Below are 23,673 nucleotides of genomic sequence, written 5' to 3' on the forward strand. Positions count from 1 at the left end.
GGTCTAAGGAGGATTTTGTTGGCTTTGGCATCTGCTTTTCTTTTTCTAAAATGTTTATATAGCGCTGGTTTCCTCTTTCAGCCACTTTTTAACATCTTCCTCTAAATACGGAGATAGTTTATCGTAAACCATTTTATGGTAGTTGTTGTACCATAAAATCTCTTCGCTTGTTAGCATATCCTTATTAATAGGCGATTTAGATATTGGACATAAAGAAATGGTTTCAAAATTCATAAACTGTCCAAACTCTGTGTTTTCAGCCTTTTTTGCTACTACTGTATTCTCGATTCTTATTCCGTGGCTATTTTCTCGATAAACGCCAGGCTCTATTGTTGTAACCATATTTTCTTCTAGCTTGACATGGGATGCTGAGCTAAAACCTTGTGGTCCTTCATGAACGTTTAGGAAGTAGCCTATACCATGACCGGTACCGCATTTATAATCTATCCCTTGTTCCCACATTGGTTGTCTTGCTAAAACATCTAAATTACTTCCAGTTGCTCCATACAAAAACTTAGCTTTACAAAGTGCTATATGTCCTTTTACCACCAGTGTATAATCTTTTTTTAGCTGCTCCGGTAAATTTCCTAGTGGCACTGTTCTTGTAATATCTGTAGTACCATCTAGGTATTGGCCGCCCGAATCTATAAGGTAAAACCCGTTGCCTTCTAGGGTGTAATTACTCTCTTTAGTTGCTTGATAATGCATCATAGCTGCATGCTCTTTAAAAGCTGATATAGACTCAAAGCTTGCTCCTTTAAAGTAGTCTTGCTCTGCCCTAAACTCCCTAAGCTTTTGTGCCGCACTTATTTCGGTAACATTTTTGTTAGCAACGTTTTGATCTAACCAATGCAAAAAGTTAACCATGGCTACTCCATCTCTTATTTGACATTTTCTGAGATTTTCTATTTCTGTGTCATTTTTTATCGCCTTAAGATTGGTAGTGATATTAACCCCTTTGTTAATTTTACATAGCTTATCTACTTCATTATAAATTTTGAAATTGATTCTATTGTAATCTAGATAAACCTTAGATCCCTTAGGCAGCTTGCTTAAATACTCAAAGAAATATTCATAATCATAAACTAACACTTTTTGCTCTTTTAAGTACTCATCTGCTTCACTTGTAAGACTGTCTTTATTTATAAATAAAGCTGCTTCTTTATGAGTTATAAATGCATAAGCCATGGCCACTGGATTATTAGGAATGTCACTGCTTCTTATATTAAACAGCCAAGCTATATCATCTAAGCTGGAGATTATCGTTGAATCCACATGCTTTTTATCCATATCATCCCTAACATCGCTAATCTTTTGTTGGGCGGACTTGCCACAATATTTTATGTCATGAAGAAAGATCTCGTTAAATATAATCTTTGGTCTGTCCTCCCAAACTTGTTCTAAAAAATCGCAACCACCATCTAGGGTAAAATTGGTTCCCTTTAGTTTTTCTTTTATATCATCAATGCGACGTTGAGAGAAAAGTTCGCCATTAAATCCAATGGTGCTACCGCATTCTATAGTTTCCTTAAGCCAATCACCTACAGATAAAACTTTACCCTTTCCCATTTTAAAAACCTTTACCTCAGTATCTGCTAGCTGTTCTTCCGCCTGGATATGGTATCTGCCATCTACCCATATACCACTCTCATTTAAGGTTACTACCATAGTAGCTTGAGAGCCGGTAAAGCCTGATAGCCATTTAAGACTATTAAAGCAGTCGCTTACATACTCACTTTGATGGGGATCGCTAATAGTAGTCATGTAAGCAGAAATCTTATTTTTCTTCATCAATTCCCGCAATCTAAGTAGTTTTTCCGCTGTTTTCATTTTATATATCTCCTTTATTAATTTATTTGTTAAGCTGTGAATCTCATTTTTTTAACCCTCTTATATATCTAAATTCAAGTATTTTGCTTACTTTCCTGCTTTTTAACAAAAATATTTTGGTTATCTAAAGATAAAAAAACTCGCTATGAATGGTTCAAATCCCTAGCGAGTCTTTTATTTAATTCTTTTGTTATTTAGACTTTACCCTCTTATATATCACAGCGCCGGCAATACCTAAAGCGCCAACTCCAATAAGAATATAGAAATAGGTCCAAAAAGCACCTTCAGGTTCTTCGTCACTAGCTACCAAGATTACCGTGCCACCATTATCCATACTTGGCAACGTAACTGTAACCTCATTATTTCTACTTACATTTACTGTTTCGCCATTGTACAAATTAACCAAAGTAGTTCTCCTACCATAAGGAACTTCAAAGGTCGCGTCTGTCTCTTCTGTGTTTATATTTAACCCCACAATCACAGACTCATCTTCGTATGCTCGCTTAAAAATTGAGTATCCTAAATCACCTGAGCCTTCAACCAAGTTCCGACTACCTCTAGCAAACACCTCAGGAAACTTTTGTCTAGCATTTATCACTTTTTTATAATGCTCAAGAACAACGTTACCTTCTATTTCATCCCAAGGCATATTTTGACGGTTGTCGTAGTATGGATGGTTATCCTCGCCATAAAGGCCCAATTCATCTCCATAATAAATAACAGGCTGACCTTTGGCTGTTATTTGTAAAGAAGCGGCCACCATTTGTGCACCTAAATTTTCTTCTTGACCTAATTCTGTTAAAAAGCGGGATTCATCATGGGAGCTTATAAATTGACCAAAAGTTTTTGTGTTATCCATCAATTCGTTGCGCTGCTGTAAGCTGCTTTCTACAGTATTAATGCTGCCACGAACAAAGTTTCTAGCATGATTTTTAAAGTTAAAATCCAACATCGAATCCATCATACCTGAATTTAAATAGCCATGATCATTATTGGGGTTGGAACCCCAAGACTCCCCTATCATCTTAAATTCTGGCATCTTCTTAGTCAGTTCATTCTTAAAGGCAAACCATGTAGTATCTTCAACATGCTTTACTGTATCAACGCGAAAATAATCAATAGTGTTGCCGTTAGGAGTTGTAGACATCTCAATCCATTGGGTCTGCCAATCAATAACCTGCTGTCGCACCTTTGGATCTTCTGTTATAAAATCAGGAAGCCCAGCTAACTCTCCTTTTATCTCACGATCAACAACACCTCTTAGCATTTCGTTTGTCCGAAGCATGCCATCAAATCGCTGTCTATCTTCATCTGATGGAAAGAAAGGAATTGAACCATCGTCCAAAGCTGCATCATCTTCCTTTAGCCCATATCCCGTATGATTTAGCACTACATCAAGCATGATTTTCATACCCCGAGCATCCGCTTCATCTATTAACTGATGAAAGTCCTCCATGGTTCCAAAATGGGGGTTTAGCTCATCAAAATTTAGCGCCCAATACCCGTGATATCCATAGTAAGGAGTAATATGAGGTGTGTCACTGTGTCTAACATCATGGACAATGTTTTCAACAACTGGGCTGATCCAAATAGTGTTAACACCTAACTCATCTAAGTAATCAAGCTTCTTTGTAATCCCTTTAAAATCGCCACCTTGATATGCACCGGGGTCATCTTTATCGTACCCCACTCCATATGGGTCATCATTTGAAGGATCTCCATTAAAGAATCTATCTGTCAATAAATGATAAATTATAGCTTGATCCCAGTCAAAGTCTGCTTCTCCCACAAACTGACGTGGAGCGACGGTAAGCTCAGCTTCGCCATTATGTTGATTGCCGTCGGTATCAGTAGCGGTGACCGGCAGGATTTTAACCCCTGATGTGGTGGCATAATCCACTGCGATGGTAATTTCCTTTAGCTCAGTATCAATTTCTACTTTTTCCTCGCCACCAACTTCAGTTAAATCAACATAAATTCCTCTTATCTCAACATCTTCCCCATTTTCAATTTCCAGCTCCAGTACAGCGTTTTCATTATAACTAATTTCACCAGGCGATACATCTGCCTTTATTTTTACCTGTACCTCTTCTTGAGAAGGGGCGTCTTCCTCAGCAAATGCCATAGGCAAGCTGCTGCCAAAAGAGCCAAAAATCATAAATACTACCATTAATATAGCTAACTTCTGTCGATATGTATTGGCACACATTTTACTCTCTCCCCTCACCGCCGTGCAATCGCTTGCATAAAGCTGCTAAAAAAACATTTAAAAATAGCAACCTATTTTTAAATCATCTGCACAACTTTTTATTTTTAATATTAGCATAAGAATAATACTCTTTCAATGCAAAAAATAATTTCCCTCAACTGGGTCAGGGTGGACACAGTGATCCACCACTACAGTTGAGGCGTTAAAGTTATTGTCATCCTGAACGTAGTGAAGGATCTGTGGTTTTTCGTGATATGCTTGCCCAGGCTGTCTTCTTAAGTGCTCCATTTTTAAGGATAAACATTTTCCTATGAGTTGTGGTATGGCCACAAAAATATATCTAAGCCATAAGTATCATAACGAATAAGGAAGTCTATATCGTCCTACCTACGATACAGACTTCCTTATTATAATCTCCCAAACATTTTATATTCCTAGGATAATAATTTTACTACTTCCTTATTAAATAACTCTAAATCCTTCAGGTTAGAATTGATTATATCATAAACCATTACTCTATTTAGTTTGACATAATCATGAACCAGTATATTTCTAAAAGATGCCATATCAGAAAGGCTTTCACATAACTCTTTACTTATGATTGCATTTTCATAAAGTATTAGTATTGAATCTCTATTAGTTTCTGGCTTTCTAAATCCCATATCAGAAATAATGTGGTTACTTATATCTATTACACACTCTATGGCTAAGTGCAAAAATCTTTCGCTAGATCCGTAGATAAAAGGGTCTCCAAGATATTTATCTTTACCATATTCCCTCACTTTTTCTAAAAATTGAAGGTATTCTTTCAATTTAGCAACTTTAGTTAAAACTAAATTCTGGTTAACCATTTCCACACCCCTCCTTATTATCCTTGTATACGCTTAATCAGTGCCTTATTATAGATGTCAGAGTAATAACAAAAATCAAAATACTCCCTGAAGGTTAACGATTCAAACGATGCCCTATTAGGACTATCCTTTAATACTAATCCGCTCTTAATGACCTCATATTTAAGTTGAGGTGGCGCTGTGTGAAGAAGTACAACATCCACTCTCCTATCAAAATACTTTATGCCTAGGTCAATAATATTTCCTTTTATTAAAACTTCTTCTTTATCATTGTGTTTTTCTTTTAGTTTGAATGCTAAATCAATGTCACTTTGTCCATTAGCTCTGTCTGTAGCAAAAGACCCAAATAAATATGCAAAATCTATAGAGTATTGTTTATGAACTTTCTTAATAAAAAGTTCTAATTGCTCGTTCAAACTTTCTCTATTCATTCTTCTCACCCGTCCTTTTATAACCTCTATTAATATTTTATTTTCTCTACTATTTCGCAAACTCCTGCTTCACCTTTACTATTTTTATAATCTAACGGTTTCTGCTATATTATTCCTTTAATATGTATAAAAATACCACTTGTGAAAGTGATAAAAGCTCTAGCAAAAAATTGCTAGAGCCTTTTTGGGTGTAATATTAATCTTCTTGTCATAAAGCTACCCTAGTCCATCTAAAAATCTTTTCTTAACTTCCAAACATTGTCTCCAAAGCTGCTAATGATTGTTATGCCAGTATCGATAAAATACTCCCGTCCTTGCACCCTTGCCTTAATTAATTTTAAGCACGGCATTTAACCATTTTTCATCCTCTCGCCCTTCTCTTAAATCAGCCGTTAATTTAATCTCGACCATCTCCCAGCTCTCATCTAGCAAAGACCGAAGGCTTTCTTCTGTCAAGTCGGTAAAGTATCTACCGCACTTTCTAATACCTTCATAATCTCCGTACTTAAACGATACATACAAATATCCTTTAGGTTTAAGTGCCACAGCAATTTTTTTAAAGATATCCTCCAATTCAGAAGATGGCACATGTAAAAGAGACGCACTTGCCCATATTCCATGAAATTCATTGACCATATCAAGCTCATAAAACTTTTTGCAGATAACTTCTTGTTTTAAATTCTCACTAGCAATTTTACACATTTGCTTCGATCCATCAACAGCAGTAACCCTAAATCCTTTTTCCATAAAAGCCTTACTATCTCTTCCCGTTCCGCACCCCAAGTCCAAAATATGGTCACCAAAGTTTAGGTGTTTAGCAAACATATCTCTACTTTCCTGAAGATTAATATCTATCGTATCTTTTGTGTATTTGTCGGCATTTTTATTGTAATAGTCCAAAGTCTGAAAGTGAACAATAGCAGAATTGATGTTAGCAACATCTACATCAACATCACATGGCTTAAACTTCACTCTAGTTCTAAACAAATATATCATAATAAAACCAAAAACAACGGGAAAAGCAAGCCAATAAATATATGTATATACAACACTATCTGACATGGCTTGACCAAATGATGACAAAGAAAACACCACAGTATGAACATTATTTCCTACATGGGCCAAAATAGGCGCCCATATAGACCCTGTCCAGATTAGTAATAGTCCAAAGGTGATGCCAGCAAAAAAAGTATAAGATATTTGAGGAAGGTTTCCATGAATTAAACCAAACAAAGCAGCTTGAAATATTATTATAGTCATCAGCGACATTTTACCTTCCATTTTTTTAAATATAAGTCCCCTAAACATTACTTCCTCTATAAAGGGTGCAGCTACACCTGTTGATAAAAATACAAGTCCAAAACGTATATCACTCATCCACGCCCAGTTTTCGTTATGGGATTCTATTGAGCCAGGGTTAATTCTTTCTAGCAAACCTAAAACAGCACTACTAGTAAAAACCCCAACCACACCAACTATAAAACATAGCACAAGTTTGTGCCAAGGAATCTTTTTAAACCTACATACCTCAGCTATCTTTCTACCCTTTAAGTGAGTAATCAAAGTATAAATTAAAAATGTAACCACTGCCGCTAAAATATAACTTATTTCAAATGCTTCAAAAAATGCAACAGTGTCCTCGCCACCAACGAAAAAAACTAGAGCTAAGTTGATTACAATTAAAATAAAATGGTAGATTAAAACAATTAAAAGTGAATACCCAAGTATGCCCAATATTTTTCTCATTCTATCCCCTCACCTTCTATATAGAATTTCGATAAACAACGCCATTTACCTTTAAACAAATTATAAAAGAAGCTGGGAGATATCTATAGCCAAAGCAAATAAAAAAAACGGCTTCAATCATCAATTAGATGTTTGAAACCGTTTTGGCAGATAGCAGGTGGTCAGGAGCATAGGACCAAAAGCTAAAAGAACGTGGGTTTATCTTCAATGTTTTTATCCATTTCCAGCCTCCCACTTCTCACTACTCATAAGCGAGGTTTGCCAAACGATTTACAGCGCTTTTCCCTGCGAGGCGATTTTACGAATTTTGTCCCATCTTACCGGTTTTCTTTAGCGGTTTTGTTAATACTTTATGTACAAACAAGTCCACAAGCTCGGGGTCATACTTGGTCCCCTTAAGCTCTTTTAATTCATCTATTGCCTCTTGTTTGCTTTTCCCTTTTTTATAAACTCTATCAGTTGTCATGGCGTCATAACTATCACAGATAGCTATGATCTTACCTTCTTCGGAGATTTCTTTGTCAGTTAGGCCATAGGGATATCCACTTCCATCAATGCGCTCGTGATGTTGACAAGCAATATCAAAAACAGGCTTTCCAAAGCAAGAAACAATAAAGTCTTCTCCTTTGACGACATGTGTTTTCATAACCTCAAACTCTTTTTCTGTCAACGATGAGGGTTTGTTTAAAATAGCGTCATCTATAAAGATTTTACCAACATCATGATACTTTGCAGCATGAAGGATATTCCTTAACTTCTGACCTTTGTAACCAAGCTCGAGCGCTAGCATACGCACAAACTCATACACTCTGTGAGAGTGATGACTAGTATAGTCGTCTTTTGCATGTATTTTTTCCAACGTCTCATTTAGTTCTTTAAAGTATTGATTGCTTTTCTCGTAACTATTGTCATAAGTAGCGTTTACTAATATCTTAACGTCAGTTTTAGGATAAATATTAAAAGGTTCACTGTTATAATCAAGGATTATCATATCACCCTTAGAATAAAATCGACCGGTATCGTAGTTATACAGCTCTCCCTCTAGTATGTAATAAGTCTTTACGCTATTTTCTTTTTTAGGCGCCCTAAAAAAGCCGGTAATATCTTTTTTAAACTCATAAATATTAACCTCTAAAATATCATCTTTATACTTATTAACTATTTTAACCTTTCCATCATCAGACGAGTGATTATATATATCTCGTTCTATTACTTTGCCAGTATAGATAATTATAACCATCTCCTTTGTATTCGACAAAATCCTCGCTTGTAATTATATTGTAACACCGAGTTTTTTTTATGTCTACACCTGCATAGTAAGCCTTTAGGCTTGAAAACAGTGTCGGCGCACTTTTATTGAATTATCTGAAAACATGTTATATAATGACATAAAAAGTAAGGAGGTTAGGTATTAAATGGTTCAACGTCTGTGTCGTACAACAACCTCTATCCTTAGGTTCCTTTACAGACAAAAGCAGCTCTGTTCAAAGTCAGGGCTGCTTTTGTTATTTAAGAAGTTTCTAAATAGCTGAAAGCTCTACATTTTGCTTTTTTAAATACTCTATAAAAGCTTTGTCAACCACTATTGTTACTGATGGATGTAAATTTAAAATTGAAGCAGGAACATAAGTGCTTAGTTGACCCTTTAATAATTCCATTATAATAGGTGCTTTTTCTGGACCCGATGCTAAAAGTAGTATCTCCTTTGCCCTAAAAATACTTTTTATACCCATAGTTATAGCTCTAGTTGGAACATCCTCTTTTTTTTCAAAAAATCTGCTATTAGCATTTATGGTTTCTTCTTTAAGCTTAACAAGGTGAGTTTTTGTCTTAAGATAAGCATTAGGCTCGTTAAAACCAATATGACCGTTAGTACCAATACCAAGCAACTGTAAGTCTATCCCGCCCGCTTCTAAAATCGCTTCTTCATATCTTTTACATTCCTTTTTTATATCATCTACATCCCCTTGAGGAATATTTGTATTATTAATATCAATATTTATATGCTTAAATAATTTATCATACATATATTTTGCATAACTTTGTGGATGCCTGCCATTTAAGCCATAGTACTCATCCAAGTTAAACGTAGTTACAGAAGAAAAATCTAGACTACCTTGTTTATATTTATCTATAAGTCGTTGGTAAGTTCCTTCCGGTGTTCCTCCGGTAGCTAGCCCCAAAACACACTTCGGGTTAGCAGTTATTTTATCTTCAATAATATTTGAAGCCACCTCGCTTAAATGCTCATAATTTTCACAAATAAGAATTTTCATGCCCTCTCCTCCTCAAATCTGATAAAAAACTTTGTCCATTTTCTGGGTTAGTAACATTAAAATAATCTGCTATAGTTGCTGCAATATCAGATAATGTTCTTCTACACTCCAACTTTTTTGGTATAAAAGACTTTCCGTAAACTAAAATCGGTACTTGTTCTCTTGTATGTTGACTATGTCCAACGGTAGGGTCATTGCCATGATCAGCTGTTATTATTAATAAATCTTCGTTGTCCATTACTTGAATAATTTTTTGTAAATACCTATCAACTACTATCAGCTTTTCAGCGTACTTTTCTACATCCTGAGCATGTCCAGCTAAATCCGTCTCCTGCACTGTTGCTGCAATCAAACCAGAGTTAATAGTGGTTATCTGCTTAACTATTTTCTCCATAACTTCTTGTGTTTTTACTGCCGGCTCTTTAATAGCTTTACTACAAGAAATTACATCCTGCATCTTACCTATTAAGGATACCTGATAATTATTTTCGGCTAAAATTGTTGAGATTTGACTTTTAGGATTAACACCATATCCCATATGACGAACCTGATAACCCTTGTTGTAAACACCTGACTTAGGGGAGTTAACCCCAACAAGACCGTCCTCCCTAATTTCTATACTTGATAGAATATGGTTTACAGAAACTCCTTCTCCTCCTAATGCTATTACTCTATTAACTCTAACTGTATCCCTAACTATTTTACCAATTTTTAGCACCTCTTCAAAACTAATACTGTCTAAGGGAGCAGTTACGTTATATATTTGGCCATAGTCTGTTTCTATGTTGTCTGCTACCACAACCAAGTCATTTACCAACAAAAAAGGCTTTTTACAATCAGGCGTGTTCACTTTGTATCCTTTGCTTTTTAGTTTACTTTTAACGTTATCAATCACATCGACAAACGGACTCATAACAGGTTTAAGTGGACGGGTTCCCATTATTTCTTGATGCCCGGCATAACTGTCTGCTCCATAGTGCATTAAGTTGCTTTTTCCAAAGCTGGCTAAATGGTTTTGACTTGTATATTTATTTTTTCCCAGTATATGATTTATGCCTAATTTCTCTAAGTTGGGCAACTTTATAGTCTGCGACTCATTTAGTATATGCTGCAAAGTATTAGCATTTACATCTTGCGGCCGTACCTTACAGACGTCAGCCATAGCACCCACACCCAAACTATCCACCACCACTAAAATGACCTTTTTTAAGTTCATTTTTACACAACCTTTATCTTATTTTTTTCCCAAAACTGTCATAAACCCCTATAATTCTAGGATTTTGTTGACTGATACCTTCAACTAAAACAACTTCGCTTCGTGTAACAAATATCTGTGTCCTAAAAGCATAAACCACTGTATCCCCTATACACACATTCTGGTTAGGTTGGATTTCCAACGCGCCATAATAATCTATACTTTCAGGGTTAATATCTTCAGCAGGTAGTTTTTGGTTTGACAAGCTTTTGAAATCTTTTCCCACTAAGGCTTTTTGTACTTTTGATCTCCTATAGTAGCCACCACCATACACATAGGCTTTATTGTCAAAGGTATGTGATATTTCACTAACATACACCATAGCTGGTATTTCCACTGCCTGGTCGGATTGCCCATTTAATGGGGTGGTCCCAGTTAAGGCATGCCCCGGCTCACCATGCGTAGCACCTAACTTTTGTAGCATCGGTATTGTATGGCAGCTAGTTGCACTAGGAGCATTTATCTGCTTTATTTTAATTTTCAACTGATTTTCTAGCTTTTCATAAGCCCTCAGCAATGTCTTACTATTCTCAGTTGCAGTTATCTTCTTTTTTTCATAATCATAAATAAAACACGGAAAAGCTGTTACCCCCGCAATATTTACATTAGGTAGGTTGTTAACTTTTCTAGCTTCTTCAATTAGACCTTCTTCTTTAAAACCACCTAACTGCCCTTCATAAACTATATCCTTCCGCCCCACAACCTTTAACAGTACATCTTGAACTATATCCATTTTTTGTGCTTCTTCAGATATAGCCTCAGCCATCTCATAAGAAAATACCGTTATTACCTCTGGTCTATAAGATAATATCTTACTTATCATTGAGTTAGGAATTTGTACTAGGTGGCCTACGTTACCTAGTTTTATTTTAGCCTCAGCCAAAGCTATTGCTTCCCATGGGTCAACCGCCACAGCTTTTTCAATTCCACATTTTGCTATTCTCCTAGCTAGCTCTGGGTTACGACCAACTTGCTTAGTCATCATATATAAGTCTATATTATGCTCTTGGGCTTTTTTCTTAATTTCCCTTGCATTAAATTCTACAGCATCCACATCTATAACATAAGAATTAGGGGAAATATCACCTTGCTGATGTAAACCGGTGGCGTATTTAATTAAATTAGGATTTCTTCTTAAGGTAGCATCTAAAAACATATTACTTTCCCCCTTTATTTGAGATTTGTAGCATTGTTTCATTTAATATATTTATAACCGTATCTGCCCCAGCTCGCATAGGATTGATTCGAATCATATACTCTTCCAACTTTGGATCGGCTTTTCTAAACGTTCCTGATAACCTATAAAACATAGCGGACACTTCATATTTAGATTCAGCACCTACAGGATATGGAGCTGCACCAAAGTTAGGAGCATTTTTTAAAACTTCCTTAGCTATCGGCTTATCAAACTCTACTAAAATAACCCTTGATTGGGCGTTAGCGATAAAAGCTGATTTTACTCCCGAAACTTCCTTTTTGTTTATCCTTTTTACTATCTCATCGCCTACTTCTCCTTGAATAGCCAAAGACACCGGCGCATATACTAAACCTCTTAAAGCATCCATCGCTTCAAACCCCTGTACTTGACTTCCCCCTGAATAGTTCTTTTTTCTTAACCTAGCTATAATATTTTTTTTACCAACGATACAACCTATCCCTTCAGGACCTAGCAACTTAAAAAGCGAAAAGGCGCTTACATCAGCACCACACTGGACTCCAATTTTATCTGCTTTCATAACCACATAATTATCGTCAGTTAATATTTTAATTTTTTTGTTTAGCGTTTTTAACTTGGTAATAACCTCAGCTAAGTCATAACTATCTTCAACCTTCTGCCGAGAATGTTGCACTATTGCAAAATCAATTTCATCATCGATACGTATAATATCATTTAAGTTATTAAAGTCTACGCACACTGGCTCTAAGCCCATTGACTCTATTATTACATTTGTAGTGGGATATATAGGTGCATCATGAACTAGCACCTTCTGACCTGGCTTTAACACTTCATTCATCACACTTCTAATAGCTCCAGTGCCTGCTCCTCTAACTAGCATAGCATCTTCAGCGCCAAAAAAGTCTGCCAGCACTTTCTCTACTTTACTTGTATAAAGTGGCCTGCCTAAATCTGGCACTACACCTAAATCTCCGTTTTGTAAAATTTCATCCCCTTTAAAGTATTTATGAATTTTATCCACTAATCTAAACTGCATCTTTTTAGCTTGTTCTAGCGTTACCGTTTTAACCGGATAAGTTTTCATATACTCTCCCCCTTATATAGCTAAAAATCTTTTTGGATTATCTATTAACATTTGATCTATTTCAGTTTCCCTTACTCCCACTTCTCTAAGCATTGGAACAAAAGTGTCCATAAGGTAGTTATAACCGATTCCCCCTCTAGACTGCAAGTGAGATTTTCTGGTTATATCCTGCGATAACATTATCTGGTTTACATGTCCTCGATCAATCAATATTTTTATATGTTCTGCCCTTTTACCATCTAATTGGTAACTGGTTTTCCCTATTGTATCAAAAGCCATGTAACAACCACTATCTGCAACCCTTAGATGATAGTCTTTGTCACAATTAAGGTCTAAATGCCCTATAACAACTTTTTGTAAATCAACCTGGCTATCAGATAGAATCTTTAGCTGTTGTAGTGCTAAATTTCCTAAAGTTGTGTGAGTTGAAATCGGTCTTCCTGTTTCTAGGTGAGCAGCTATAGCAATACCAAATATTTTTGCTTCTTCGTCAGAAATATTTTCTTTTCCGGTGCCGACCTCGCCAATTACATGTGCCTTGACCCCTGTTTTATCAATTCCTTCTAAGATGTCTTTTACTAAAAGTTTTGCCAACTCTTTTTCAGTCATTGTATAAAAATAATCTGGTAAATATGGTTCTTTATAAAACCCAGTTGATGCAATAATATTTAGCTGACATTGTCGACTAACTTTTTGCATAGCAGCTATATCTTGTCCCATGCCACGATTAGTCACTTCTACTATAGAGTTAACCCCCTTGCTTTTTAGCGTTTTCATCTCTTCTATTACGGCCTCTAAATCATTAAAATTAGTGTCATCACTACCTTTATGCTTAGATAAATCAATCTTTAAGTGCTCATGGATATAAGTTTTCCCTAACCTATCCTCACAAATAGCTCCATCTACAGTTTGTATAACCATCTTATCCTCTCCTTTATCTAATAAATCCCATATCATTATGACAGTAATTATCAAAAAAATACCTACTAAATAACGGCGGCCTTTCTACTATCTTATCAATTAGATCACCTAATGCTATACCTACTAACCCTTGTTTTACACCTTCTGGAACAGTAATTACAAACCCCGTTGAAAGGTTTTCTGCAGGAATAGAAATTGCCGTTGCATTTAACATGTTTGCAACCTTTACCATATACTTACCCCCATTATTTTGAAGAGCGTATCCTAAGCTCCCCCACTGGCCAACTATTGAATCCCCTAAACCATAAAGGTCAACGGGGCCTTCCGCCGTTAAAATACCGTCAAACCCATTTTTAAATAACCTCTTTGCAGCCTTAATTGCATTTTTTCTCTCATCTATAGTTGTTAAATCCACTTCTTTGAAAGTTACCCAACTATCAAGAAGTTTTCTTATAGTTGTAAGAGCTTCAGCCATATCCCTCCCATCGGGCAAGGTATGATCTCCTTTACGAGGAATAGCTATCTTGACATCTTTTTTCTCTAGCTTTTTAGCATCTATTAAAGAAACGTCCAAAAGATGGGCAACTACCTCTGTGCAAACGTTGAAATGAGACGCTATAATTCCCACACCAGGTACAAAAGGTATATTATCTGTAGAGACTTTTTTCTCTATCCCTTTAAGACCCATACCTTTGGCCATAATGCTGTATAGCCCTGTAGAGATTGCAGGTGCCAATACTGAGCCACCACCATCTGTCCCTATAGCTAAATCGTTAATTCCTCTTAAAATATTAGCACAGCTAGCACTAGATGAACCAGTCATTACTCTAGATGTTAAGGGATTAACGGTATCAGTATCAATTGCTCTACCACCAGCAGACATTTGATCTACAGTATGAAAAAGAAATCCTTCCTTTTGCTGCAATTTTTTAACTAATGTATCTTCTATCTGGTTTGTGTCTTTAACACCGAATAACCGTAATTTGCAGCTTCCGTTTTGTTCTAGAGTATTCACCCCTTCATCTAATACATCATGTCGATGATATACTATATTATCTTTCCAATAATTACCATATAACATTGCTTTACTAAGTTTGTTCATCTGCTTTAATATATTGCTTTTCATCTTTGCACCTTCTTTTTATTTCATAAAGCCAAGGTAACCCTTGGCTTTATGATTGTTATTTTGATTTTTAAAACAAACCTACGATGGACAAGATATTAGCTAAAATACCAACACCAATTGCAGCTATCGGCCCCACTGCCATACGGACAACAGGTTTTCCAGCTATATCATTTAATATAAACAAACCAGCAACTGCGAAAAATCCGATTCCTGGTGCAATTGCATTTGCTGCATTCATTCCTCCTACTAGTAGAGCAACCTCTAGTAACTTGGACATAGCGCTTCTGATGTTATCACCAGAGTTTCTTATACCGGGGAACCTATCCAAAAACTTTGCTGTTTTATCTAAAAATAGCACTTCCACTGCAATCACCAAAGCTCCAAGGATACCAGCTAAAAGTGGATTTCCAACAAAGATACCGACAACAAAAACAAATGTCATACCAGCTGGGCCATATACTCCTGTGGCTATAGCTGTTGATGCTATCAATGGAATAAACCCGATAGATCTTGCTAATGCAGCCAGTCCAGCATCTGTCATTTGGCCTTCTGACATTAAATTCAATGAAATTGGATCTCCTGCAAGTAATGTGTAAGATGTTGCAGCTGATAAAAGTCCGCCCATAACCATAAGTACAGGCATATTTTTCTTTATTCGCTTAACTCTCTCACTGAAGATAGCGGCTAAATCAACGCTTTCTTCTTCCGTTGGTTTTTCTTTAATAGCAAAAAACAACAAAATTGCCATACCTACTATAAGTCCTGCACCCTCTGGGTTTATGTTGATCTCGGCCCCTTCAGCTATACTTATCGGACTAACCACAACAGCTATTTGTCTTGCTAGCAAGGATAAAATCAGTGTAAACAACCCTTTTTTTGCGCCAAACTGATAACCAACAGCCAAAGCTGGAAATGCAGCAAAGGCCACCACAACTGGAGCTCCTACAGCTCCTAGGTCATCTAAGAAGTTAACAGGCATTTTCTCAAAAGCATTTACCACCGCCTCAAGGCCCAGGTAAAGTCCTACACCATATAAAGCACCTATTACAGCTGAAGCTACTACACCTTTATTTCCTTCAGGCGTAGCGGTACCAATTATATCTGTTCCTAGCAAAATACTGTGAATCAAAATTATGCTAGCACCTAGTGATACTGGAATACCAAAACCTACCACAAGCCCAAAACTCATGGCAAAAGAGGTGGCGGCTAGCTCTTTTCTTGACATTCTCCCTTCAAGGTTTTCGGGCATGATAGGCCTTAAACCATCATTAAAAATAGCAATACCTTTATTTGCTAAAACTGCCGCTAAAGCACCAACTAAAGCTAATACAACTAAATCCATTTTTAATTCCCCCTGTTTTTGTTTTTATTAACTTTGCCTATTTAAAATTTCTCTCACAATTAGAGGCACAGCCACCTCATAGTGGTCACCGGTAAACCCAAAAGCTACCTTACCTTCTTCAACTGCATTTACAATTGCTTCCTCTTTAGGGGCGCTTCCTGGCATTGAAACTGTGGCACATTTATCCCTTGTCAAAAGAGCCATTGCCATACTTAATGCACCGCCACCTCCAGTGTGACAAGCTCCTAAATAGTAATCTGCTTTTTTGCTTTTAACTGAATTAGCAGCCTGGATGTCGGATTTTACCTCTACTTCTACCTTGTCACCTCCTACCTTTTTAATAAGATCAGCTATGCTTTGCTTTTCAACTTGTCCTCCCACAACAAACTTAATCATTTAAATACCTCCTTTTATTTATTTTCAATTAAACTAGCTGCATGAAGCGCTATAAAGCCTTTTTCAGATTCAGGAATTTCTATTAATAGTCTATCCTCAATCATCTTATAGAATTTAGGCATTTCCTTGTAAATAGGGTGACTTTTCACTTCCTCTAATGCTATCTGGTCCATACTACTAACTTTTTCCCCTTTTTTAATCCTAGCTAAAGCCATTGCCATATGAGTAATAAGCATGCTAGCATTAGCTTCTGTCATAATAACCTCGTATTTTTTCTCAAAAGATTCTGCAAAAGATATAATGACCTCCATTATATCCCCGTCTATCTCACCCGCTTCCTTTAAAATGTTTAATCTTTCCTTTAAACTCGCATCCATTTCACTTCGCCCCTTTCAGCGTACCATTTTTTGTATATTAAGAGTAAAAATAGTTTCTAATACATAGGTATAATTTCTTTGCTCATTACCTGTTGTTGCAAGTCTTCAATATTTTGCATATCAAGGAACTGCTTAATGAAATCTTTAAATTCATTATACTTTTTGTTAGTTAAAATGACGGCTATAGTGTCGTCTTTGCTTGCTTCTTGAGTTTTGCTATTGGTAAGAGCTCTGATGTTTAGTCCTAACTTATGTTCGTCAATTTCATCACCATTCCAGATAGCTGCATCAATTTCATCATTTGCTAACTTATCTAATATTTGACTGTAAGAAACTTCTACATACTCAACTTCTTTTTGACTACACTCATAGTTTGTTAGAATCATTTGATCAGTTGAGGCCGGATCCAAAGCAACCCTCATACCATCTTCGATTTCACTTTTGTCTTTATCTTTAAGAATTAGAACATGGTTACCAACATAGCTATTTTCACCAAACTCATAAGCTATCTCAATATCATTGTTTTTTCTTATCTCTAGCTTAGCTGCTAACTTTGATACAATAACAAAGTTATATTTCCCCATATTAAGAGCCTCTATTCTTTTTGTAGCACCTCTCATAAAAGCTAGGCTAAAAGGAATGTTAGCCTCATCGAAAGTCTTATACAATCCAGTAGCTAAACCTTCGTATCTTTTTGAGTAAGGAAGTGGCATTACTGCCATAATTGTTCCAATATCTGCTATCCCCCACAACTTTTTATAGTCAATGCTGGTTATAAAAGTCCCCAAATGCCCTCTAGATTCTAAGCTAATAGCTTTTTCGTCTTTTAAAAAGCCTATAGCTGTTTGAACAGTGCCTCTTCCAGTTTCAAATTGATCGGCATAGGCACCTACAGTCAGTATCCGATCTCCTATCTTTTTACTTAGCATTTCTTTAGCTAGCGCGACAATTGTTCTTCCATTTTTGGACATTAACTTTTTTCTATAATCACCCATTATTTCAACCCCTTCAAATCTACGTACAATAAATTGTATATTGTATTTTAAGAATATCATAATTGTCTAAAAATATCAAGGCGAAATTTTATTTTGTCTCGCAAAAAAAAATGTTAAATAAGTGGTTTTCCGTTATTCCATATAAAACGTCATTAATAATATCAGCATGAACATGCATTACACTCAGTTTGAACATTTTTCAAATTGGGCAACCAATAATGTATAAAAGAATGTGCAGTTACCCTTTTTGATCATGTTGCTAAAGCAAGGCCTAAAAAAGTGCTAGTACCATACCACGGTGGCGAAGTGTAAGTAGCAATACCTGTACTAAGAAAGTAACCGTCCCCATCACTTTCTTTTTCAAAAACCATTGATGATATTAACTGATCTTCTTCTGTATTTATATTGCGATAAAAACCAGGCTCTACCTCATAGAATTTATAGTTTTCTCCATGAAAGCTTGCTGTTAAATATCCTTTATCATCTACTCCTATATTTATTGAGTCCCCTAAAACCACTAGCGCCTTTTCTTTTGTGGTGTAACTTCCTCTTGTAGTTCGGTATTGTCCAACATAGTTTTTGCCCCGTTGTTTAGCCCCTTCAGTAAGTTGGTAGATTGGTTGCATATCTTTGGGAAAGTACCTATCCATAAACCCATTAATAATATTGTTTTTTGCTTTATAACTGCCACCGTTTAAAGAAACAAACATTCCTATGTTATGCTCCGGCAATAAAATCATGCCGGTATGAAAAAGCATGGTGGTGCCGTCATGACCTATTATCCGTTGACCGTTGATTTCATAATCTATAAAGCCATAGGTAAATCCTGAAAGCTTAGGGTGATGACAAAACTGGCGGCTTTGCATCTTTTCGATGGTGTCAGGTTGTAAAATTGTCTCATTTTCAAATCTACCCTTTTGGAGGTTAGCAATCATAAATTTAGCCATATCATGGGATGTACTACTCATTCCCCCTGCAGGTGCGGAGATAAACTCAAAGCTTCCTTTATGAAACTTGCCATCAGCATAATTGTATCCCTCTGACATGTTTGCAACCAAGCTTTTTGGCAATGGTTGTGAAAAGGTGCTGCTTTCCATACCTAATCTACTTAAAATATTTCCCTCTATATACTCTTCAAAGGACTGCCCCGATACCCTTTCTACTATATACCCTGCTAAAGAGGTTCCATAGTTTGAGTAAACTATTTTTTCCCCTGGTGGAAAAACTCGAGCAGGCATGTGGCTCTTTAGACCTTCTTCTAGAGAGGGCATATCATCCTCTGAAAGAGCTAATAATCCTTCTGTAATATCTTCAAACCCTGGTGTGTGTCATTAGATGCCATAGGGTAACCGGCTGAGCTTTGCTACCGCACAAAAGAGTATTTGGTAAGTTAAAATCTAAATAAGTGTTTACATCAGTATGTAAATCTAGCTCCCCCTGCTCCACAAGTTGCATCACTGCAGTCCAGGTAAACAACTTAGAAACAGAGCCCGGTCTAAATAGTGTTGTCTCAGCTTCTACAGGTATCCTTTCTTCTAAATCTGAGTATCCGTATCCCTCGGCCAATAAAATCTCAGTTCCCTCTACTACAGACACCGTTGCCCCAGCAAAGTTATGCTCTTCCATTTGTTTAGTTACTAATTCATCGAAAAAATCTTCTAGATCATCTAATTTAACCTCTGCATCTAAACCATAAGCTGGTGTATGTGCAATAGTACTTAAAATTATAAAAGCAACTACCAGTCCAACCAAAAAACTACTAAAATATCGTTTCATGAGACTATCCACTCCTTAGTTCTTATAAAGGTGAAACTTCAATCAATGGGGCTTGCTTCTCCCCCAATGATTGTTAGTTAAACCAATTAACCGGTAATAAATATAATAGTACTCTTACAGACAGTTATTTTCAATAGCTCGGTCAAAATTACCTTTAAGTTAACTTTTATTTAATAAATTTAGCTACTATAAAATATTGGCTCAAGAAATTAGTACACAATCAGCCTATACCTTTACTGTAAATCTTAAAGATGAAAAAGGAGATATATTGTCATATTATGATAAAGAAGAGGGACATTTATCCTGTCGGTAAAATGAATAAAAAGTTAGTATCACCGTAATATGGCGATACTAACTTTTTTAAACATTTTTTTATGATGAGAGCCCCAGCACCGTCATTCTGAACAAAGTGAAGGATCTATGATTTTCCCGACCGTGATTACACAAGCTTAAGTCTTTTCTAATCTTACTCACAAGACTCATCTTTTATATCTAGCATCTCCCACATAAAATCCATTCTTTCTTTGTCCTCTATCCCAGTTAAGTTAAAGGCATTTTCTATATTTGCCTTTCCATCTTCATCTATTACCACAAAAAGATCTCCAAACTTATTGATATAAGATTTCTGATTTATATTTTCTTCACCTCTGGAATCAACACTAACCCAGGGCATAATAATTTCTGTAGGTTCTTCTATATCTTTATGGTAAATATCAATAGCTGTTATATCTGGATACTGTAATATTCTTTCAAATTGATTATTTTCTCCTTTTGTACATCCTACAGTAGTTTCTATTTTATCTCTCATTGCAGCCATACCACCCCCCTTTTGAATTTATATGTAAAATTTAAAGATAGCTTTAGGCTCTAGGTTAATATTTTTATCTTAAAACTCCTCAAATCTTATTACCTTGCTTTTTTCCTTTTTGTCAATACATACAGAAAGATAGTGAGCCATCACAAAAGTAGCCCCTATAACTGCACAAAGAATCGCTAAAGTAAAGTAACCAGTTGCATAGTTTGAATTAATTATATAGTTGTACGCATCTCCGCCAACATACGCATTTACTGCATTATACCCACTATCATAAACATACATCTTATAAAAACCTCGCCCCACAAAAATAGCAGCTAAGCCATAACTAATAAGCGCAGCTAAAATCATACAAAAATTCCCCCTTAAATTTATACTAAATCAATAATACCAAAATGTTTTGACAGCATTATGTCATTAAGGGATAAGAAAATCTGTATCGACTCTAAACGATACAGATTTTCTTGTTATGGTCACGTTCTCCCCCTAGCTATAAGGCTTTATAAGGGGTTAGTTATTACCAATAACGCTTCTCCAAATATGACAAGAACGATTTACTATCTAAAACTTTATAGCATGGGCTGACTAATTCGTTAGGGGATATGCTTAAGTATTTGTTGGGATCTTTTAAGGTATTCTTCCAGGCATCAGTTATGGTCTTACCGTTTAAACTAGGTGACGTAATATTTTTTAGCAAGTCTTCATTTTCCTTTGGTATAACATGAATGTGCTGATAGTCTGAGTAACTATTATTGCTATCTAACCTCAATTGCCTTTTTTCGTTCACGCTCTCGATAAATAATATTGATAACCTCCTTCCATAATATGCTTATATAAATTAATATTTTTTTCTTTAAAATCTATGCCCTTATAGAAAGATTAGTATATAGGCTATCCCCTACATTTTACTTTCCACTAAAGCTTTAAAATATAATTGCTATGCTTTTTAGCCTTAAGGTTATCGATTGACGTTATTTCTTTTCTTGGGTCGGGAAAAATACATTCTACTATGTGGAAGCTATAGCTTCCTTTATGTTTTACAATTCTTAGGTACACTGGGACTATAGGAATATCACTAGGCACTTTCTGAGCTACTGCTAGTATGGGGTAGACCAACTTATGTTTGGCAAGGGATTTGTGAGAGTTACTTTTTGCTTCAATTACAAATAACGTATCTTTTCCTTGTCTTTTTTCTACAAACAGGGCATCTATTTCAACCTGCCCTTTATTATGACTTAATACCTCTGTTGTTTTTGAATGTGCCTTTAATTTAAAACTAAAACCAGCTTTGCCCGTAGTGGGGGCCGCTGGTATGGCATTATTATCAAGACCTAAAGCGTGACTGATAATGCCACTTGTTAATGCTAAATTCACCAAAGATGTTTCAGACAAAAACGGCATAATACTGTAGCCTAATAATTCTTTTGTTCTAGAAACTGCAGTAAAAGGTTGACCTTTATCCGAAAGCACCTCATCGTCCATTATAAAGAAATCCTTCAAACTATCCCTGACTTTTACTAAAACAAACCTAGTACCTGTTCCTTTTTCAGAAGCACCAAGCCTAAGGACCATAGCATTATTAACTTTTAATTCTTTTCTAAGTAGTTCAAAAGAATCTATTGATATTTCCGGGGCAGTATTAACTTTAGGTAAATCATTGGATAAAAGATATTCTCGAAATGATTGCGGCCCATAAATTGCAACATCCTGATTAGAGATTTGCTTTAAGGCCGCATCCCAAATTTTCATTTTTTCCACCACTTTTATCATTCCTTTTAAATCAGTTATACTTTTCTGTATTCTTGTTCATACAAACTTCTCCTGCTTTTCACATAATTTTCTGTTGATACCTTCTCAAATTCTAATCTTATGGTATGATATGGTAAAAGGATAGTCTATTACTATGCAAAGGGGACGGTAACAATGGTAACTTTGCCACAGCACGAAGGCATTAATGTAGGTATGTTAAATCAAAGTATAGCTTTTAAGCAACTAACTAACAGTTACAAAATCTATTGGCTATATGCAGTTTTTGAAGAAGTTATCCGGGGAAATAGACAGATTCCATTCGAAACTTTGGTTTGTAGAATGGTCGCTAAAAATTGGTTTTCTTCTATTCAGTATAAGTTAAATTTAGGAGCTCAAGACAAGCTTTATAACCTAGTTACTTATATACACCAAAGGTATATTCCAGAAGTTAAAATACAAGAAGAACACCTTCATGAGCAGCTAGTCCACCTGGCAAATACAGAATCTGATCGTGATCTTCATAAAAAAATTCGTAGCCTTGAGCAATATGTGCCATACAGATTATTATCGATATTCTTTTCAGATGAGCTTAAAGGCAAAAAGGACTATAGCAAACAAAAGATAATAGAAGAACTATCAAATAAAGATAAGAAAGTTCTCTATTCCATCAATAGTTCAAAAAGGTATATCGTCGTTAATAACCCATGGTTTGAATACATAAGGCAAAATCAGTCTATAATTAAGGGCTGGTTAATGTATCATTTAATTACTTTTCTACAAAAGAGAAACCCAAATGTCCCCGCAATACCTTTTAAAATCACACCTCCAGCACAACGGAGTTTAAACCAGCAAACAAAATTTTGGAAAGCTCTTTTAGAAGCCCACTCTTTTAAAGATATATATACCGGTGCTTCATTAAATGGCGCTAATTTCTCAACTTACGGCAACTTAAGTCTGGATCATTTTATTCCATGGAGTTTTGTACTTCATGATGAGATGTGGAACTTAGTTCCCACATTTAAAAACATAAACAGCAAAAAAAGTGATAACCTCCCCAGTCTAGATGCTTACTTTGATAAATTTACAAGCCTACAGTACGACTCAATCACTACAGCTATTAAGGTAGGCATAAACTCTAAAATCTTAGAAGATTACTTGACCATAAATAGCTCATACAACCTTAAAAGTTCAAATGTTCTTTTAGATAAGGAGAGATTTAAAAAAGACTTAAAATCTACTATCGAACCTCTATACCAAATAGCCGAAAATCAAGGGTTTCAGCAGTGGGTGTTTTAAATATAAAAAACTTCAGCCAATT

The 23,673-nt window shown here is 35.8% G+C and carries 22 protein-coding genes; 1 reads left to right on the forward strand and 21 read right to left on the reverse strand.

The features are described 5' to 3' along the window. Nucleotides 1–54: 54 nt before the first annotated feature. The 21 genes from PRVXH_RS08965 to PRVXH_RS09065 all read right to left on the reverse strand — a co-directional run bounded on the left by PRVXH_RS08965 (nt 55) and on the right by PRVXH_RS09065 (nt 22,355). Nucleotides 55–1,830 (reverse strand): aminopeptidase P family protein, encoded by a 1,776-nt coding sequence (locus tag PRVXH_RS08965; RefSeq protein WP_353892443.1) that lies wholly within the window; start codon nt 1,828–1,830, stop codon nt 55–57. Nucleotides 1,831–2,020: 190 nt separating this feature from the next. Continuing rightward, nucleotides 2,021–4,039, reverse strand: a complete 2,019-nt coding sequence (locus PRVXH_RS08970; RefSeq protein ID WP_353892444.1) for an alpha-amylase family glycosyl hydrolase — start codon at nt 4,037–4,039, stop codon at nt 2,021–2,023. Between the two features lie 434 nt (nt 4,040–4,473). Continuing rightward, the gene (locus PRVXH_RS08975) at nt 4,474–4,890 is read right to left on the reverse strand and encodes a DUF86 domain-containing protein (RefSeq protein ID WP_353892445.1); all 417 of its coding nucleotides are present in this window, start codon (nt 4,888–4,890) and stop codon (nt 4,474–4,476) included. A gap of 17 nt (nt 4,891–4,907) precedes the next feature. After that, a complete protein-coding gene (locus PRVXH_RS08980) occupies nt 4,908–5,381 on the reverse strand; it encodes a nucleotidyltransferase domain-containing protein (RefSeq protein ID WP_353892446.1) in 474 nt (157 codons plus the stop codon). Nucleotides 5,382–5,648: 267 nt separating this feature from the next. Continuing rightward, nucleotides 5,649–7,067 carry a CPBP family glutamic-type intramembrane protease gene (locus PRVXH_RS08985; RefSeq protein ID WP_353892447.1) on the reverse strand — a complete coding sequence of 473 codons (1,419 nt, stop codon included), beginning with the start codon at nt 7,065–7,067 and terminating at the stop codon, nt 5,649–5,651. A gap of 298 nt (nt 7,068–7,365) precedes the next feature. Beyond that, nucleotides 7,366–8,325 carry an HD-GYP domain-containing protein gene (locus PRVXH_RS08990; RefSeq protein WP_353892448.1) on the reverse strand — a complete coding sequence of 320 codons (960 nt, stop codon included), beginning with the start codon at nt 8,323–8,325 and terminating at the stop codon, nt 7,366–7,368. Between the two features lie 262 nt (nt 8,326–8,587). Continuing rightward, nucleotides 8,588–9,343, reverse strand: coding sequence for a glucosamine-6-phosphate deaminase (gene nagB / locus PRVXH_RS08995; protein ID WP_353892449.1), 756 nt, complete (start codon nt 9,341–9,343; stop codon nt 8,588–8,590). Next, nucleotides 9,324–10,559, reverse strand: coding sequence for a phosphopentomutase (locus tag PRVXH_RS09000; RefSeq protein ID WP_353892450.1), 1,236 nt, complete (start codon nt 10,557–10,559; stop codon nt 9,324–9,326). Before PRVXH_RS09000 ends, nagB begins: the two co-directional genes overlap by 20 nt. A 13-nt stretch (nt 10,560–10,572) precedes the next feature. Continuing rightward, complete coding sequence (locus PRVXH_RS09005) at nt 10,573–11,754, reverse strand: YhfX family PLP-dependent enzyme (RefSeq protein WP_353892451.1); 1,182 nt, start codon at nt 11,752–11,754, stop codon at nt 10,573–10,575. Nucleotide 11,755: 1 nt separating this feature from the next. Further along, nucleotides 11,756–12,859, reverse strand: a complete 1,104-nt coding sequence (locus tag PRVXH_RS09010) for an aminotransferase class V-fold PLP-dependent enzyme (RefSeq protein WP_353892452.1) — start codon at nt 12,857–12,859, stop codon at nt 11,756–11,758. A 12-nt stretch (nt 12,860–12,871) separates the two neighbouring features. Next, a complete protein-coding gene (locus tag PRVXH_RS09015; protein ID WP_353892453.1) occupies nt 12,872–13,834 on the reverse strand; it encodes a phosphotriesterase-related protein in 963 nt (320 codons plus the stop codon). Further along, nucleotides 13,794–14,906, reverse strand: a complete 1,113-nt coding sequence (locus PRVXH_RS09020; RefSeq protein WP_353892454.1) for an amidase family protein — start codon at nt 14,904–14,906, stop codon at nt 13,794–13,796. Before PRVXH_RS09020 ends, PRVXH_RS09015 begins: the two co-directional genes overlap by 41 nt. Nucleotides 14,907–14,973: 67 nt before the next feature. After that, nucleotides 14,974–16,248, reverse strand: coding sequence for a YhfT family protein (locus tag PRVXH_RS09025; RefSeq protein ID WP_353892455.1), 1,275 nt, complete (start codon nt 16,246–16,248; stop codon nt 14,974–14,976). 27 nt (nt 16,249–16,275) lie between these two features. Continuing rightward, nucleotides 16,276–16,644 (reverse strand): DUF2620 domain-containing protein, encoded by a 369-nt coding sequence (locus tag PRVXH_RS09030; RefSeq protein WP_353892456.1) that lies wholly within the window; start codon nt 16,642–16,644, stop codon nt 16,276–16,278. A gap of 14 nt (nt 16,645–16,658) precedes the next feature. Then, nucleotides 16,659–17,021, reverse strand: a complete 363-nt coding sequence (locus PRVXH_RS09035; protein ID WP_353892457.1) for a PRD domain-containing protein — start codon at nt 17,019–17,021, stop codon at nt 16,659–16,661. 56 nt (nt 17,022–17,077) lie between these two features. Further along, on the reverse strand, nt 17,078–18,016 hold the full coding sequence (gene yhfZ, locus PRVXH_RS09040; RefSeq protein WP_353892458.1) for a GntR family transcriptional regulator YhfZ: 939 nt from the start codon (nt 18,014–18,016) through the stop codon (nt 17,078–17,080). A gap of 251 nt (nt 18,017–18,267) precedes the next feature. Beyond that, a complete protein-coding gene (locus PRVXH_RS09045; RefSeq protein WP_353892459.1) occupies nt 18,268–19,287 on the reverse strand; it encodes a serine hydrolase domain-containing protein in 1,020 nt (339 codons plus the stop codon). A gap of 40 nt (nt 19,288–19,327) precedes the next feature. After that, nucleotides 19,328–19,792, reverse strand: a complete 465-nt coding sequence (locus tag PRVXH_RS09050) for a serine hydrolase domain-containing protein (protein ID WP_353892460.1) — start codon at nt 19,790–19,792, stop codon at nt 19,328–19,330. A gap of 466 nt (nt 19,793–20,258) precedes the next feature. After that, complete coding sequence (locus PRVXH_RS09055; RefSeq protein WP_353892461.1) at nt 20,259–20,609, reverse strand: hypothetical protein; 351 nt, start codon at nt 20,607–20,609, stop codon at nt 20,259–20,261. A 69-nt stretch (nt 20,610–20,678) separates the two neighbouring features. Beyond that, nucleotides 20,679–20,957: a hypothetical protein gene (locus tag PRVXH_RS09060; protein WP_353892462.1), complete on the reverse strand. Its 279-nt coding sequence runs from the start codon at nt 20,955–20,957 to the stop codon at nt 20,679–20,681. Nucleotides 20,958–21,521: 564 nt separating this feature from the next. Then, nucleotides 21,522–22,355 carry a hypothetical protein gene (locus tag PRVXH_RS09065; RefSeq protein WP_353892463.1) on the reverse strand — a complete coding sequence of 278 codons (834 nt, stop codon included), beginning with the start codon at nt 22,353–22,355 and terminating at the stop codon, nt 21,522–21,524. Between the two features lie 174 nt (nt 22,356–22,529). Between PRVXH_RS09065 and PRVXH_RS09070 the strand changes: the two genes are divergently transcribed. After that, the gene (locus PRVXH_RS09070; protein WP_353892464.1) at nt 22,530–23,651 is read left to right on the forward strand and encodes an HNH endonuclease domain-containing protein; all 1,122 of its coding nucleotides are present in this window, start codon (nt 22,530–22,532) and stop codon (nt 23,649–23,651) included. The last annotated feature ends 22 nt before the right edge of the window (nt 23,652–23,673 follow it).

This window comes from Proteinivorax hydrogeniformans, from assembly GCF_040515995.1.
GTDB classification, from domain to species: Bacteria; Bacillota; Proteinivoracia; order Proteinivoracales; family Proteinivoracaceae; genus Proteinivorax; species Proteinivorax hydrogeniformans.

Bases quoted from the DNA above. Each gene is read 5' to 3' on its own strand.
- PRVXH_RS09010 (WP_353892452.1), bottom strand. From the start codon at position 12,859: ATGAAAACTTATCCGGTTAAAACGGTAACGCTAGAACAAGCTAAAAAG.
- PRVXH_RS09055 (WP_353892461.1), bottom strand. From the start codon at position 20,609: ATGGCTGCAATGAGAGATAAAATAGAAACTACTGTAGGATGTACAAAA.
- PRVXH_RS09065 (WP_353892463.1), bottom strand. From the start codon at position 22,355: ATGAAAATTTGGGATGCGGCCTTAAAGCAAATCTCTAATCAGGATGTT.
- PRVXH_RS09030 (WP_353892456.1), bottom strand. From the start codon at position 16,644: ATGATTAAGTTTGTTGTGGGAGGACAAGTTGAAAAGCAAAGCATAGCT.
- PRVXH_RS09050 (WP_353892460.1), bottom strand. From the start codon at position 19,792: ATGAAACGATATTTTAGTAGTTTTTTGGTTGGACTGGTAGTTGCTTTT.
- PRVXH_RS08965 (WP_353892443.1), bottom strand. From the start codon at position 1,830: ATGAAAACAGCGGAAAAACTACTTAGATTGCGGGAATTGATGAAGAAA.
- PRVXH_RS09000 (WP_353892450.1), bottom strand. From the start codon at position 10,559: ATGAACTTAAAAAAGGTCATTTTAGTGGTGGTGGATAGTTTGGGTGTG.
- nagB (WP_353892449.1), bottom strand. From the start codon at position 9,343: ATGAAAATTCTTATTTGTGAAAATTATGAGCATTTAAGCGAGGTGGCT.
- PRVXH_RS09025 (WP_353892455.1), bottom strand. From the start codon at position 16,248: ATGGATTTAGTTGTATTAGCTTTAGTTGGTGCTTTAGCGGCAGTTTTA.
- PRVXH_RS08970 (WP_353892444.1), bottom strand. From the start codon at position 4,039: ATGTGTGCCAATACATATCGACAGAAGTTAGCTATATTAATGGTAGTA.
- yhfZ (WP_353892458.1), bottom strand. From the start codon at position 18,016: ATGGGTGATTATAGAAAAAAGTTAATGTCCAAAAATGGAAGAACAATT.
- PRVXH_RS08975 (WP_353892445.1), bottom strand. From the start codon at position 4,890: ATGGTTAACCAGAATTTAGTTTTAACTAAAGTTGCTAAATTGAAAGAA.
- PRVXH_RS09060 (WP_353892462.1), bottom strand. From the start codon at position 20,957: ATGATTTTAGCTGCGCTTATTAGTTATGGCTTAGCTGCTATTTTTGTG.
- PRVXH_RS08985 (WP_353892447.1), bottom strand. From the start codon at position 7,067: ATGAGAAAAATATTGGGCATACTTGGGTATTCACTTTTAATTGTTTTA.
- PRVXH_RS09070 (WP_353892464.1), top strand. From the start codon at position 22,530: ATGGTAACTTTGCCACAGCACGAAGGCATTAATGTAGGTATGTTAAAT.
- PRVXH_RS09020 (WP_353892454.1), bottom strand. From the start codon at position 14,906: ATGAAAAGCAATATATTAAAGCAGATGAACAAACTTAGTAAAGCAATG.
- PRVXH_RS09035 (WP_353892457.1), bottom strand. From the start codon at position 17,021: ATGGATGCGAGTTTAAAGGAAAGATTAAACATTTTAAAGGAAGCGGGT.
- PRVXH_RS09045 (WP_353892459.1), bottom strand. From the start codon at position 19,287: ATGCCCTCTCTAGAAGAAGGTCTAAAGAGCCACATGCCTGCTCGAGTT.
- PRVXH_RS09005 (WP_353892451.1), bottom strand. From the start codon at position 11,754: ATGTTTTTAGATGCTACCTTAAGAAGAAATCCTAATTTAATTAAATAC.